Source organism: Sphingomonas sp. ABOLG, assembly GCF_003950435.1.
Lineage (GTDB): Bacteria > Pseudomonadota > Alphaproteobacteria > Sphingomonadales > Sphingomonadaceae > Sphingomonas > Sphingomonas panaciterrae.
On the sequence record NZ_QQWW01000012.1, the window covers coordinates 1 to 13,603 of the forward strand.

The window sequence follows — 13,603 nt, forward strand, 5'->3', positions numbered from 1 at the left end:
TGGGATCGAGCAGCCGCTTCCGCTGGCCGCAAGGCCCTCAATCTGCCGCCGGATAGCCGCGCCGCCTAAGCGTTCGCTGATTGTTCGCCCTTAGCGTTGTTTAGCGTACCATCCACGCTATGCCCTCTTCTGGCCGCCGTGCTGGCGCGTTTTCTGGTCAGGATCCTCGGGCGTCGCGAACAGGAAGATCACCCCCATCACGATGATCGCCCCGGCCCAGATCTGCGCCACCGCCTGCCAGCCCATCGCGACCATCACGAAGGGGGCGAGGAACTTGGTCACCGCCGCGCCGATATTGCCCGCGCCAAAGATGCCGAGCGCGGTGCCCTGCCGCTCGGCGGGATAGAATTTGGAGACATAGGCGACGCCGACCGAAAACGACCCGCCGGCCAGCCCAACGCCAAGCGCCGCGATCAGCAGCTGGGGGTAGGTGTGCGCATAGGACATCAGGAACGTCGCGATGCCCGACAGCACCATGACCGCGGCGAACACCCGCCGCCCGCCGATCTGGTCCGACCATACGCCCAGGAACACGCGCACCAGCGATCCGGTCAGGATCGGCGTGCCGGTCAGCAGGCCGAATTGCGTGTCGGAAAGCCCCAGTTCCTCTTTGACGCCCAGCCCGACGATGGAAAAGATGGTCCAGACCGCAAAGCAAACGGTGAAGGCGATCGTGCTTGTCCACAGCGCCCGGCCCGCGCCGTCCTTTGCGTGTCCAACATCCTCCACCATGGATTCGTCCCCGCCCGCCGAATGGTTCTCGACGACAAGGTAATCTGCGCTTTGCGCTGGGGGCGCAGTCAGTAAAGCTCCTTAATTGCGCACCAAACGGCAGGAAATCGCGCGCGCTGTCGATGGTGGCCGTCCGCCGCCGGGTCGGCTAGGGGGCGCGCCATGCTCTATCCCCTTGCGCTCGCGCTCGCCGTCGCGGCCGCCCCCGACGCCGCCAGCACCGCGCCCACCCCGCAGGCGGCGACCCAGCAGGCGGCGACGGGCGGGCGCGCGACGGTGGTCACCGCGCCCGAACTGCCCGCGACGACGCCCGATCGCCCGCGCATCTTCCTGGGCGGCAGCATCGACATGGGCAACGCGCCCGACTGGCAGAAACAGCTCATCGCCGCCCTCGCCGACCGCGACGTGGTGATCCTCAACCCGCGCCGCCCCGACTGGAACCCCGCTTGGCGCCCGGAGGCGAGCGAGCCCGAATTCCGCCGCCAGGTGGAATGGGAGCTGGAGGCGCTGGAGAGCGCGGACATCATCGTCCTCTACCTCGCGCCCGGCTCGCAAAGCCCGGTCAGCCTGCTCGAACTCGGGCTGCACGCGCGGTCGGGCAAGGTCATCCTGCTGTGCCCGCCCGGTTTCTGGCGCAAGGGCAATGTCGATATCACCGCTGAGCGCTACGGCATCCAGCAGGTCGCCTCGCGGGAGGAACTGCACAAGGCGATCGACGCCCGGCTCGCCGCGCCGGCGCGCGCGCGGCGCTAGTCGGTCAGGCCACTGGAGGCCTGTTCGCCACCGGCAGCTGCCAGCCGCGCCGGATCGCCATCATCCGCAACCCGAAGCACAGCGCGCCGCCGGCGATCGCGGTCGGCACGATCGGCAGGTCTAGCATGTTGCCCGCCACCACCACGCCGGCGCCGGCCAGCGCCGCCACGGCATAAAGCTCCGACCGCAGCACGCCCGGCACCTCGGCCAGCAGCACGTCGCGCGCGATCCCGCCGCCGATCCCGGTCAGCACGCCCAGCAGCGCGGCCATCACCGGGCTCAATCCATAGGCCAGCGCCTTTTGCGCGCCCGCCACCGCGAACAGCGCCAGGCCGACCGCGTCGAGCATCCTGACCGGCGCGTGCAGTCGCTCGATCCACGGCGACCAGAAGAAACAGATGATGCCCGCCAGGCTCGATACGCCCAGGTACCGCCAGTCGACCAGCGAGGCGGGCGGCGTCGCGCCGATCAGCACGTCGCGCGTGATCCCGCCGGCGGTCGAGGCGGCGAACGCCAGCACCAGGATCCCGAAGATGTCGAGCCGCCGGCGCACCCCCGCGGTCGCGCCGCTCAGCGCGAAGGCGAACGTCCCGCCAAGGTCCAGCACCCGGACCAGCGTCACCAGCAGCTCGCCGGCGGCGGCGCCCTCAACCATCGCGCACCTCGCCCGCGTGATCCGTGTCAGGCCGCGCCCGGCCGGCATAGGCCCAGTAGAGCGCGACGCCCAGCGCGTTCCAAACCAGGAACCACCAATGGGTCGTGCTCGGCAGGCTGACGAACAGATAGACGCAGCCAGCGATCGCCACCGGCCCGACCAGCCACGCGGCAGGCGCGCGATAGCCACGCGGTGCGTCCGGCGCGCGGCGGCGCAGGACGAGCATGCTGACCGCCACCGCGGCAAAGGCGACCAGCGTCCCGGCATTGGCCAGCGCGACGATCTCGTTCAGCGGAAAGAACGCCGCGATGGTGCCGACGATCAGCACCGTGAACAGGGTGGTGCGCACCGGGGCCCCGCTCGACGACACGCGCGCCAGCCCGCGCGGCAGCAGCCCGTCGCGCGCCATCACGAAGAAGATCCGGCTCTGCCCGTAGAAGAACGCAAGGATCACCGTCGGCAATGCCACTACCGCCGACAGCGCCAGGAACCGCGCCGCCTCCGGCTCGCCCAGCCGGCGCAGCACCAGCGCCAGCGGCTCGGGACTGTCGGCGAAGTCGCGAAAGCCGACGGCGCCCAGCGCCGCGCCCGCCACCAGGGTATAGATCGCCGCGCACGCCAGCATCGACCCGATGATGCCGATCGCCAGGTCGCGGCGCGGGTTGCGCGTTTCCTCCGCCGCGGTGGCGATCGCGTCAAAGCCGTAGAAGGCGGAAAAGATGATCGCCGCCGCCGCCATGATGCCACGCTCGACGCCGTCCGCGCCGGTCGACTTGCCAAAGCCGAACGGGTTGAACGGGGAAAGGTTGGCGCTGTCGAAATGCGGCGCGGCCATCCAGACGAAGGCGACCAGCGCGGATACCTTGACCAGCACCAGCAGCGCATTGACGCTGGCGCTGCTGCGCATGCCATAGATCAGCATCGCCGCGACCCCGCCGATGATCGCCACGGCCGGCAGGTTGACGATGCCGCCCGCGTGCGGCCCGTTCATCAACGCCCAGGGCACGCCCAGCCAGTCGTGCAGCAGCGGCGCGGCATAGCCGGACCAGCCGACCGACACCGCGCTCACCACCAGGCTGTATTCGAGGATCAGGCTCCACCCGATCATCCACGCGGCAAGCTGCCCCACCGCGACATAGCTGTAGGTATAGGCCCCGCCCGATGCGGGGACGAGCGTCGCCATCTCGGCATAGGCGAGCGCAGCGCAGGCGCATACGAAGCCCGCGATGACGAAGGCGACCAGCACCGCCGGTCCCGCCTTGGCCGCGCCAACCCCGATCAGCGTCAGGATGCCGGTGCCGACGATCGCGCCGACGCCCATCGCGATCAGGTGCGGCCAGCCCAGCGTGCGGGCCAGCGCGCCGCTGCCCTCACCCAACGCGCGGTCGAACGGCTTGCGAAGCTTCCAATTCCTCAACCGCCCGATCCTTCTTCACCAGCGCATGGCCCAACCGCTCCGCCCCTTCCCGCGGCCGGGCGGGGCCGGGCAGGGTGGCGGACTGGTTGCTGTCGGCGCGGATTAGCATCGCCGCCGCCGCAGGTGGCGCGAAACACCTTGACCCCCGCCGCAGATTCTGCGGTTTGATGGCGCCATGACGACGGATCGTACGCTCGACCGGATCGACCGGCGAATCCTGCGCGCGCTTCAGGCCGAGGGGCGGCTGCGCAACGCCGCGCTGGCGCAGCGCGTCGGCCTGTCGGAAAGCGCGTGCCTGGCGCGCGTCCGCAACCTGGAAAAGGCCGGGGTCATCCAGGGCTATCACGCCCGGCTCGATCCGTTCCGCGTCGACATCGGCCTCGTCCTTCTGGTCGAGGTCACGCTGGAGGGCCGCCACCGTGAGGAGCGGCAGCATTTCGAACGCCTCGTCAATGATTTGCCGCAGATCGTCGAGGCATCGCACGTCAGCGGTGAGACGGATTACATGCTGAAGGTCGTGGTGCGCGGCATGGCCGACTGGAATGCACTGAAGGAACGGATGACGCGCGAGGTCGGGCTCGCCCGCGTCGTAACGCATGTCGTGATGGACAAGCCCAAGGTGTTCCAGGGTTATCCGATCGCCCCGGAATGACGCGGCCGGGCGGGGCGGGGGTTATTCCGTCGCCTTGGCCGCCGGCGGTGTGGCCTCCGGTGCGGCCGTGTCTGCGTCCCCCGGCGCCGCTGCCTCCGGCACGATGATCTCGATATCGACGCGCCGGTTCTGCCGCCGCCCCTCGGGATCGTCGCTGCCGTCGAGCGTGACGTTGGGCGCCGCCGGCCGACCGTCGCCCAGCGCGATGACGGTGATCCGCTCCTCGGCGATCCCCTTGTCGGTCAGGTAATCGCGCACTGCCTCCGCGCGCAGCCGCGACACGCGCAGGTTCGCCGCCCGGCTGCCGTCATTGTCGCTGCTCCCGCGCAACACCCAGCGCGCCACGCCCGGCAGCGACGGGTTGGCGAGCAGCGCGTCCAGCGCCTCGCGCGCTGCGTCGTCAATCGCCGCGCCGTGCTCGAACAGGATCGTCGCTTCGGTCGGCACCGGCGGCGTCGGCTCGGGCTCGGCGACCGCCTGGCTCTCGGCGATCACCTTGGGCTGCATGATCGATTGCGCGGCGCGCTGCTCATTGCCCGTCGCCGCCTCGGCCGGGCTCGGCGTGGGGGAGGGGGCAGGGGCCGGCGCGCGATTGTCGCAGGCGGCGAGCGATACCGTCCCCAGCAGCAGAAAGGCGGTCTTGTTCATGCGATGGTCTCCTGCGGTCGCCCGGCCCCGTCTGCGGCGCTGTCCGTTGCCCCGTCTGTCGCCTCTTCGGGCGCCGGGATGGCATGCCAGAATTCGTCCTCCACCCGGTCGGGCGGCACGTAGAGCAGCACCGTGTCGCCGACCGAGGGCGTCGGCGCGGAGGCGTGCGAGAACATGCGCAGCGACCCGTCCTTGCGCAGCAGCAGCAGCGGGCCTCCTTCCTCGGGCAGCGTGGCGGCAGCGGCGGTGAAGCCGGCGACATCCTCGACGTTCGCGGCGGCGAAGGTCCAGCCCATCCGCTCGCGCCACGCGACGTCCTCGACGCCCAGCCCTGACCGGAACATCGCCCGGCCGCGCAACGCATCGGGCAGGCTGCGCGGATCGTCGCCCGCCGCATCGCCCAGCTGGTACACATTGTCGCGGCCCAGCTCGGGCGCGAACTCGCTGCACACCAGCGCATTATACGCCTCATTCTCCGCCGTCGCGGCGAGCAGCCCGAATTGCAGCAGGTCGAGCCGTTCCTCGGTCGCCTCGGCCAGGATCTCGCCGTGATAGGTCGGCACGCCCTCGGCGCGCGCGGCGGTCAGCCGCTGCCAGCTGTTGTCGCTGATCGTCACGCCCACGCCCAGCCCGCGCAGCGCGCGCGCCAGCGACAGGCTCCACCGCGTCGACCCGACGATCAGTACGCCGCGCCCGCTCGGTGCGGTCAGCCCCAGCGCGCGGGCGAAGAAACCGATGGTGAAGCCGTGCGCGACGATCGTCGCCACCACCACCGCGAACGACAGCGCCACCAACGTGCTCCCGTCGCCATAGCCCAGCTCGTCCAGCCTGAGCGCGAACAGGCCGGTGATCGCGATCGCCACCACGCCGCGCGGCGCGATCCACCCGATGAACAACCGCTCGCGCCACGGGATGCGGCTGAACGCCAGGCTGATCAGCACCGTCGCGGGGCGCACGAGGAACAGCAGCGCGAACAGGAACAGCCCGAACCGCCACTCGAATTGCCGGAGCACGCTGAGGTCGAGCGACGCGGACAGCAGCACGAACACGCCCGAGACGAGGATGATCGTGATATTCTCCTTGAAGCTCAGGAAATCGCGCAGCGACGCCAGCTTCATATTGGCCAGCGCAATGCCCATCACCGTGACGGCCAGCAGCCCCGTTTCCTGCTGGATCGCGTTGGACGCCACGAAGGTGCCGATCACCGCGACCAGGATCACCGGTGCCTTCAGATATTCAGGGACATAGCCGCGCGGCAGCGCCCAGCCGAGCAGCCGGGCGACGCCATAGCCCATCAGGCCCGCCACGATCGCCGCCAGCACTAGGCTCGCCAGGCTGTCGATGATCGTCGCGCCGCTGCCGGCCTGGCGCAGCACCTCATAGGTGACGACCGCGCACAGCGCGCCGATCGGGTCGTTGACGATCGCTTCCCATTTCAGGATCGCGCGCGGCCGCGCCGCCACGCTCGACTGGCGCAGCAGCGGCAGAACGACGGTGGGTCCGGTGACCACCAGGATGCCGGCGAACAGGATCGCGACCGGCCACACCAGCCCCGCGACATAATAACAGGCCAGCGCCCCCAGCACCCAGCCGACCGGCACGCCGACCAGCACCAGCCGGTGCACCGCGCCCTCGGCATGGCGCAATTCGCGCAGATTGAGGCTCAGCCCGCCCTCGAACAGGATCACCGCCACCGCCAGCGATATGGCGGGTTCCAGCAGCGCGCCGAAATCTTCCTCCGGGTGGATCAGCCCCGTCGCGGGCCCGGCGATGAGCCCCGCGATCAGCATCAGCGCGATCGCCGGCAGGCCGGTGCGCCATGCAATCCACTGTGCGCCGATGCCGAGCAACCCGACAAGCGTCAGCACGATGGCCAGATGATTCATTGTGTCTCCCTGCCGTCGCCATCGCGCGACCCTTCCCCAAGGGCCGGGGCAATGACTTTGTTCCGGCAGGGCAACGTCATGCCGCCCTGCACCTCGATTTGCCGCCCCGGGATCATGCCCGCTCCAGCCCCGCCCCGACAACCCCGCGACAAGTGACCCGCTCAGTCGCTCAGCCGTCCGACCAGCGCCGCTGAGTCATGGACCTACAAAAGAGGGCTGCGCGTGCAACGGCTGAAGGACGAAGATTGGGTGGGAAGCGGTCAAGCCGCTTTCCTCACAGTAGACTTAAGCTAGGATCCTATTCTCTACCTCGTGGGAAGTGCTGCACATCGCCGGGCACCGTAATCCAATGGTGCATCGTCTGCTCCCACACCGATCGCACGGGCGGTTGAAAAGTGGGATCGGCGATTGCCCCCACGGCGACGCCAATCATGGTTGGGTGCTTGCCCGCCCGCGCAAAAACGCTCGAGCCGCACGACGGGCAGAAAAATGTCTCGAAGGTGTTCCCCTCATCGGTAGGCCGCTCATAGCGTTGCGCCTTTCCGTCAATGGTCAGTTGGTCGGCGGGATAATAGGCCATCAAACCAAAGGGCGATCCGGTGCGGCGCTGACAAGCAGTGCAATGGCAAGCGACGACGGCGGGGGTGGGCCAGGAAGCTTGACCACCAACTGGCCACACTGACACTTTGCCTTCATTGGCGATTCCTCCGGCAACACTTTCCCACACCGATGGCAGGTCCGCAAATGGGGCGCTTCCTGCCAGTCCGCTTTATGATTCCACGGCCCGGCTCTGAATCTTCTGTCCTCGACGCCTACGCCAATCATTGACGGATGCCGTTGCCGCATTATGTACCGACCCGTACATTATCCCTTAAGGAGAGGCCGCATGGCTGCGTTTTCAGGAAAGAAGGTTCTCGTGCTCGGTGGCAGTCGCGGGATCGGCGCGGCGATCGTGCGGCGCTTCGCGAACGATGGCGCGGCGGTGACCTTCACCTATGCCGGATCGCGCGACGCGGCCGAGCGGCTGGCGTCGGAAACCGGCGCCACGGCGGTGCAGACCGACAGCGCGGATCGCGACGCGGTGATCGCCCGGGTGCGCGACAGCGGCCCGCTCGACGTACTGGTGGTGAACGCCGGCTATGCGATCTTCGGCGACGCGCTGGCGCAGGATCCCGATGCGATCGACCATCTGCTACGCGTCAACGTCCACGCGCCTTATCATGCCTCCGTTGAGGCGGCGCGGCAGATGCCCGACGGCGGGCGGATCATCGTCATCGGCTCGGTCAACGGTGATCGCATGCCCATGCCCGGCATGGCCTCCTATGCGCTCAGCAAGTCGGCGCTTCAGGGCATGGCGCGCGGCCTGGCGCGTGATTTCGGCCCGCGCGGCATCACGATCAACATCGTGCAGCCCGGCCCGGTCGATACGGAGGCCAATCCCGCCGACGGCCCGATGAAGGATGTGATGCACAGCTTCATGGCGATCAAACGCCACGGCCGTCCGGACGAGGTCGCCGCGATGGTCGCCTGGCTCGCCGGCCCGGAGGCCGGGTTTGTCACCGGCGCGATGCACACGATCGACGGCGGCTTCGGCGCCTGACCGCCTGACAAATGGGGGGGCGGGGGCGGGGCGCGTGCCGGCCGGCGCGCGCCTTTCTCGCCCTGTCTCCCGTCAACCGCCGCGGTTCAGCGGTCGGTGGTGCGGACGAACTCCATCAGCAGCGCCTTCAGGTCGCGCGCGCTGTCCTCGGCGCGGGTGCCGGCCTGTTCGCATATCCGCTTCAGCTCGCGCTCGAAGAAGGACGTGCCGGCTGACGACACCGCCCACCAGCCGGCAAAGGCGCGCCTGGCCGCGGTCGACGCCTCGAGTGTCAGGGCGCTGCGATGGCGCGGGTCCGACAGGATGCTCTGGCGCAGCGCAGCGACGCTCGCCGCCGGGCCCTCGATGAACTGCGAGAATCGCTCGCCGGTCCAGATCAGCGCACCCGTCACGTCGAGCGTCGCGTTGCGTGATTGCGAGACCGCTTGGATCGCCCGCATCGCCTCACCAGCCTCGGCACGGTCGAGCGTGCAGACGCTTGAATATAACCAGGTAGAAAACATGATGGTGACGGCGCGCGGGTGTTGATCTCAAAGAGGTGGGCGGCTCCATCGTCAATCGCACCCGTGTCGGTCAAGAGTGCTGCGGCCCTTTTGGTTACCAAAATGTTACCGGCCGCTACCGTAGATTTGTCATCTCCCCCTCGCCCTCGGTCGCGCGGCAATGGTCGCCTCGCGAGCAGGAGGGTTGAAGATGAACGTTCATGATCTGAACCGCGGCGCGATCGAGCAGGGCGCCCGGTCGTTACGATCGCTGTCCGCGCCGGAGCGGCGCCGGGGGCAGCGCCTGCGCACCGTGTACCGCGTCGTCCGGCTGTTCACGCGCGGCGACACCGGGCTCGCGCGGGTGCGCAACATCTCGGACGGCGGGCTGATGCTCTCGACGACGATGGACATGTGCGTCGGCGATCCGGTGCGCGTCGACCTGTCCGACAGCTGCTCGCTGAGCGGCAAGGTTGCCTGGCACCACGGCGACCAATGCGGCATCGCGCTCAACGCGCCGATCGACAGCAGCGCGGTGCTGAAGCGGCTGTTCGAGGAACGCCGCGCCGGCGACGCGCGCCCGATGCGGATCAACCACCAGAAGTCGGTGGTGGTGGAAAGCGAGCTTGGCCTTCAGGTCGCGACGCTTCGCGACGTGTCGCAATCGGGGCTGAAGCTGGCGCATGACGGCCGCTTCACCGCGGGCCTGCCGGTCAAGGTGCGGCTCAGCCCGGAGCTCGAACGCCGCGGCGTGGTGCGCTGGTCGCAGACCGGGCTCGCCGGCGTCGTCCTCACCGAAGGCTTGAGCGTGGAGGAACTCGGCTCGATGCGCGACCTGTAATCACCCGTCCGCACCGGGTGCCTGCTTCAGGCAGGCTCCAACACGGCGGCATCCGCCACGCCCGCCGCAAAGCCGATCCGCATCGCCTCGGCGACGGTGCGCACCCCCAGCTGGTCGAACAGGTTGGCGCGGTGCATCTCGGCGGTGCGCACGCTGATCCCCAGCAGGTGCGCCGCGCTCTTGGTCGTCTCCCCGGCCATCAGCGCGGTCAGCATCTCGCGCTCGCGCGGCGACAGCTGGTCGACCCGTGCCGCGTTCTGGCGACGCGCGTTCTGCCGTGCGACCACCTCATCCAGTTCGTCCGACAGGCGGGCGATAATGTCCAGCAACACCGCGTCGGCGAACGGCTTTTCGATGAAGTCGCGCGCGCCCAGCTTCATCGCGCGCACCGCGCTCGGCATGTCACCATGTCCCGTCACGACGATCATCGGGAACAGCGCGCGCAGGTCCTGCGGGATACGCTCCAGCACCGCCAGCCCGTCGAGCTGCGGCATGCGAATGTCGAGCAGAGCGCAGCCCGGCGCCAGCCCGGGCGCCTCGTCGAGGAAATCGGTCCCGGAAACAAACGGTCGCGGCGCATAGCCCGACGCGCTCAGCAGGAACGACGTTGATCGACGAACGCCGGCATCATCGTCAATGACGTACACCGCGCGGGAAGAAGAAGGCGCGGGCGCAGCAGCAACCATGGGAGGACTTTTCCGTGATCGGGGGGAAGGCGCCCGATCAAAACTTCCACGTCGGGAAGCAGGGAGACGGACCAGAGACAGGCGGCGCACTAACGCGCATAAAGGCCGTGCGCTATAACAAGGTGTGGGGAGATCTGAAAAATGCTGAGCCTGACGGCGACGGAATTCCTTGAACGTACCAGTGAGTGCGTTCTGGTCGTCGGTTCAGACTGGACGGTGAAATTCTGCAATGACCTGGCCCGGCGTGAGTTGCGCAGCCCCGATTTGGAGGGGTGCCACCTGTGGTCGACATTTCCCGCGGCGCGCGGCTCGGTCTTTGAGGAACGCTATCGCCTCGCGCTCGAGCGGCAGATGAGCCAGACCTTCCAGGCTTATTATCCCTCGCTTGAGCGCTGGTATGATGTTCATGCCGTCCCGGCCGGCGGGAACCTCGCGGTCTTCTTCCGCAACCTCAACGGCGCCCGCGTCGCGCCGGGCGAGGTGCGGCCGTTCGCGCCGATGCTGGATGCGCTGTTCGACCAGACGTTCCTCGGGGTGATGCAGCTTGATGCGGCCGGGCGACCGATCGGTGCGAACCACCAGCTCTGCAGCCTCGTCGCCTGCTCCGCTTGCGATCTTCTGTCGCGGCCGATGGCCGACTGGATAATGCCGACCGACCTTAAGGCATTGGAGGCGTGGCTGCGGCATGTGCAGGCAACGACGGCGCCGGGCGAGTGCGAGGTGCGGATCGTGCGCCCGGATGGGGAAATCCGCCACTGCTCGCTGCGCCTCTCGTCCGAAGGCAGCATGCCGGCTGGCCGGCGCACTATCCTGGTCTTCGCCGACATCACCGACCGCCGGCAGGCGGAGGCGCATTTGCGCGAGCGGGAACAACGCCTCCACCTCGCCGCCCGCGCCACCAACGACGTCATCTGGGACCATGACCTGCGCTCGGGCGAGGTCAGCTGGAACCACGCGATCGAGCAGCTTCACGGCGCCCCGGCGACCGATCATGTCAGCTGGTGGGTGGCGCAGATTCACCCGGAGGACCGCCCGCGCGTCACCGCCGATATCGACGCCTTCATCGTCTCGGGCGGGGAGCATTGGCAGCACGAATATCGCTTCGCCCGCGCTGATGGCAGCCATGCGCACGTCCTCCACCGCGCCTTTCTGGTGCGCGACGATGGCGGCGCGGCGGTCCGCATGGTCGGCGCGATGACCGACATCAGCCAGCGGGTGGAGGCGCAGCAGCGGCTGAACCGGCTGCAGGGCGAGCTGATCCACGTCTCGCGCGTCAGTGCGATGGGCACCATGGCCTCCGCGCTCGCGCATGAGCTCAACCAGCCGCTCACCGGCATCGCCAATTACGTCTCGGGCGCGCGCCGCCTGCTCGAGGCGCGCGGCGCCGACGCGCTCGACGACGTCCTGCCCGCGCTCTCGCTCGCCGCGGATGAGGTCAACAACGTCGGCGAGATGATCCGCCGCCTGCGCCGCATGGTGGCGCACGGCCGCGCCGATGTGCAGCCGGTCGCGCTCGGTCGGCTGGTCCATGACGCGCTGTCGCTCGCCATCCCCAACCCGGCGCTGGCGCAGGTCGAGATCGCGGTCGATCTCGCCCCCGGCAAGGTCGATGCCGACCCGGTCCAGCTCCAGCAGGTGCTGGTCAACCTCATCCGCAACGCGACCGAGGCGATGGAGCATGCGCCCACGCGCCGGCTGCGGATCTGGTCGACGGTGGAGGGGGATCGTCACCGCGTGCGCGTGTCCGACACAGGCGGCGGCCTCTCCGACGAGGTTGCGGCGGGGCTGTTCTCGGCCTTCCGCTCGACCAAGGAGAACGGAATGGGCGTCGGGCTCACCATCTGCCGCACGATCATCGAATCGCATCGCGGCACCATCGGTGTGGAGGAAACCTCGCCCGCGGGGACGACGATGTTCTTCGTCCTCCCGCTCTCCCGCGCCGAACCCTGACGCTAGGCCGCGTCCGCGCGCGCGCCGATCATCCGCAAATCCACCCCGCTCGGCTCCTGGAAGGCGCGCAGGCCGAATTCGGGCAGGATCGCGATCAGATGGTCGAAGATATCCGCCTGGATATCCTCATACTCCACCCACATGGTCGTCGCGGTGAAGCAATAGATCTCGATCGGGATCCCCTGCGGCGTGGGGGCCAGCTGGCGGACGATCAGCGTCATGTCCTGCGCGATCCTGGGGTTGGCGCGCAGGTAATGAAGCACATAGGCGCGAAACGTGCCGATGTTGGTCACGCGCCGCTGGTTGGCGGGGATTTGCGCCGCCGGCCCAAGCCTCGCGTTCCATTCGGCCAGCTCCCCGCGCTTGCGATCGATATGGTCGTGCACCAGGGCGATGTCGGCCATCCGGTCGCGCTCCGCCTCGGTCAGGAACCGCACGCAATTCTGGTCGATGAGCAGCGCGCGCTTGATCCGCCGCCCGCCCGATTCCGCCATGCCGCGCCAGTTCTTGTAGCTTTCCTGGATCAGCCGGTGGGTCGGGATGGTGGTGACCGTCTTGTCCCAGTTCTGCACCTTCACCGTGTGCAGCGCGATGTCGATCACCGCGCCGTCGGCATGCAGCTGCGGCATGTCAATCCAGTCGCCAACGCGCAGCATGTCGTTGGAGGTGAGCTGTACCGACGCGACCAGCGACAGGATCGTGTCCTTGAACACCAGCATCAGCACCGCCGCCATCGCGCCCAGCCCGGACAAAAGCAGCAGCGGCGATTGCTCCATCAGCGCCGCGACGATCAGGATCGCGGCGCCCAGGTACAGGACGATCTTCAGCACCTGGACATAGCCCTTGATCGGGCGATGCGCCGCCTCCGGCCGCCGTTCGTAGATCTGGTTGGCAAGGCTCAGCGCCGCGCCGATCGCCAGCGCCAGGAACAGGATGATCGACGCCGCCACGACATTGCCGATCGCGACCCCCAGCGGCGCGGGCAGATTGGGCACCGCACGGATGCCGTAAGCGACGATCAGCGCCGGCACGATATTGGCCAGCCGCGCGGCGATCGGCGCCGCGCCCTCCACCGGCAGCCGCCGCATGATGTAGCGCAGCGCGATCCGCTTCACGACGAAGTTCGCGCCCCACGCGATCGCCCCCAGCAGCGCCAGCGCGATCAGCGTCTCGGCCCAGGCGGGCAGCTGCGCCAGCACGGGTATCCCGCGCAGCGAGAGGGAAGGGGCGGCGGTCATCGAATACATGGCAATCCTGCCCGGACGATCCGGGTCCTGCTGGGGCGGGGGGGAAGGCGCGGG

Annotated in this window: 13 protein-coding genes; 5 read left to right on the forward strand and 8 right to left on the reverse strand. The window is 68.7% G+C overall.

Features of this window, described 5'->3' with window-relative positions; all coding sequences use genetic code 11:
- Positions 1 to 117 precede the first annotated feature (117 nt).
- The gene (locus CA236_RS13730) at positions 118 to 732 is read right to left on the reverse strand and encodes an MFS transporter (RefSeq protein ID WP_125946009.1); all 615 of its coding nucleotides are present in this window, start codon (positions 730 to 732) and stop codon (positions 118 to 120) included.
- 162 nt (positions 733 to 894) lie between these two features.
- Between CA236_RS13730 and CA236_RS13735 the strand changes: the two genes are divergently transcribed.
- On the forward strand, positions 895 to 1,485 hold the full coding sequence (locus CA236_RS13735) for a nucleoside 2-deoxyribosyltransferase domain-containing protein (protein WP_125946010.1): 591 nt from the start codon (positions 895 to 897) through the stop codon (positions 1,483 to 1,485).
- 4 nt (positions 1,486 to 1,489) lie between these two features.
- Here the strand turns inward: CA236_RS13735 and CA236_RS13740 are convergent, their stop codons facing one another.
- Positions 1,490 to 2,140, reverse strand: a complete 651-nt coding sequence (locus CA236_RS13740; RefSeq protein WP_125946011.1) for a trimeric intracellular cation channel family protein — start codon at positions 2,138 to 2,140, stop codon at positions 1,490 to 1,492.
- Positions 2,133 to 3,557 (reverse strand): amino acid permease, encoded by a 1,425-nt coding sequence (locus CA236_RS13745; RefSeq protein WP_241212664.1) that lies wholly within the window; start codon positions 3,555 to 3,557, stop codon positions 2,133 to 2,135. Before CA236_RS13745 ends, CA236_RS13740 begins: the two co-directional genes overlap by 8 nt.
- 175 nt (positions 3,558 to 3,732) lie before the next feature.
- Between CA236_RS13745 and CA236_RS13750 the strand changes: the two genes are divergently transcribed.
- Positions 3,733 to 4,209: an Lrp/AsnC family transcriptional regulator gene (locus CA236_RS13750; RefSeq protein ID WP_125946012.1), complete on the forward strand. Its 477-nt coding sequence runs from the start codon at positions 3,733 to 3,735 to the stop codon at positions 4,207 to 4,209.
- Positions 4,210 to 4,230: 21 nt separating this feature from the next.
- Here CA236_RS13750 and CA236_RS13755 read toward each other — a convergent pair whose 3' ends face one another.
- On the reverse strand, positions 4,231 to 4,857 hold the full coding sequence (locus CA236_RS13755) for an OmpA family protein (RefSeq protein WP_125946013.1): 627 nt from the start codon (positions 4,855 to 4,857) through the stop codon (positions 4,231 to 4,233).
- Positions 4,854 to 6,743 carry a sodium:proton antiporter gene (locus tag CA236_RS13760; protein WP_125946014.1) on the reverse strand — a complete coding sequence of 630 codons (1,890 nt, stop codon included), beginning with the start codon at positions 6,741 to 6,743 and terminating at the stop codon, positions 4,854 to 4,856. The genes CA236_RS13755 and CA236_RS13760 overlap by 4 nt, the downstream gene beginning before the upstream one ends.
- Before the next feature lie 886 nt (positions 6,744 to 7,629).
- On the opposite strand from CA236_RS13760, the gene bdcA reads away from it, so the two are divergent.
- A complete protein-coding gene (bdcA, locus tag CA236_RS13770) occupies positions 7,630 to 8,343 on the forward strand; it encodes an SDR family oxidoreductase (protein ID WP_125946015.1) in 714 nt (237 codons plus the stop codon).
- A gap of 86 nt (positions 8,344 to 8,429) precedes the next feature.
- Here bdcA and CA236_RS13775 read toward each other — a convergent pair whose 3' ends face one another.
- Positions 8,430 to 8,846, reverse strand: coding sequence for a BLUF domain-containing protein (locus CA236_RS13775; RefSeq protein WP_052742430.1), 417 nt, complete (start codon positions 8,844 to 8,846; stop codon positions 8,430 to 8,432).
- Positions 8,847 to 9,036: 190 nt separating this feature from the next.
- Between CA236_RS13775 and CA236_RS13780 the strand changes: the two genes are divergently transcribed.
- Positions 9,037 to 9,666 carry a PilZ domain-containing protein gene (locus CA236_RS13780; protein WP_164518944.1) on the forward strand — a complete coding sequence of 210 codons (630 nt, stop codon included), beginning with the start codon at positions 9,037 to 9,039 and terminating at the stop codon, positions 9,664 to 9,666.
- 26 nt (positions 9,667 to 9,692) lie between these two features.
- Here the strand turns inward: CA236_RS13780 and CA236_RS13785 are convergent, their stop codons facing one another.
- Positions 9,693 to 10,352, reverse strand: a complete 660-nt coding sequence (locus tag CA236_RS13785; protein WP_125946017.1) for a response regulator — start codon at positions 10,350 to 10,352, stop codon at positions 9,693 to 9,695.
- A 141-nt stretch (positions 10,353 to 10,493) separates the two neighbouring features.
- Between CA236_RS13785 and CA236_RS13790 the strand changes: the two genes are divergently transcribed.
- Entirely contained in the window at positions 10,494 to 12,302 is a 1,809-nt protein-coding gene (locus CA236_RS13790) for a PAS domain-containing sensor histidine kinase (protein ID WP_125946018.1), read from the forward strand.
- Positions 12,303 to 12,304: 2 nt separating this feature from the next.
- Here CA236_RS13790 and CA236_RS13795 read toward each other — a convergent pair whose 3' ends face one another.
- Positions 12,305 to 13,540, reverse strand: coding sequence for a mechanosensitive ion channel family protein (locus CA236_RS13795; RefSeq protein WP_125946019.1), 1,236 nt, complete (start codon positions 13,538 to 13,540; stop codon positions 12,305 to 12,307).
- Positions 13,541 to 13,603 lie beyond the last annotated feature (63 nt).